1 protein-coding gene is annotated in these 244 nt (G+C 48.0%); it reads right to left on the bottom strand.

Annotation, left to right across the window (positions count from 1 at the left end):
• Positions 1-244: 23S rRNA (guanosine(2251)-2'-O)-methyltransferase RlmB (locus tag CF394_RS00240; protein ID WP_165767407.1), on the bottom strand; the 244-nt coding region annotated here is incomplete at both ends.

A 244-nucleotide genomic window follows, 5' to 3' on the forward strand; every position in this document is an offset into this window, starting at 1 on the left:
TTAATGAGAAAATCACACTTTTCTTTAACGAGGCGGCCCATCCCTTTTCCTTCACTTCCAATGACTAAAGCCAAAGGCATATTGCCGTCCATATTGCGGTAATCCTCACGCGCGGATGCATCCGTTCCGACAACCCAGATCCCCCGCTCTTTCATTTCTTCTAACGACCGCGCCAAATTGGTGACTCTTGCTACAGGAATGTGCTCAATTGCCCCTGTTGAAGCTTTAGCCACTGTTGTTGTCA

It is taken from the genome of Tetzosporium hominis, from assembly GCF_002265435.1.
Classification (GTDB): domain Bacteria; phylum Bacillota; class Bacilli; order Bacillales_A; family Planococcaceae; genus Chryseomicrobium; species Chryseomicrobium hominis.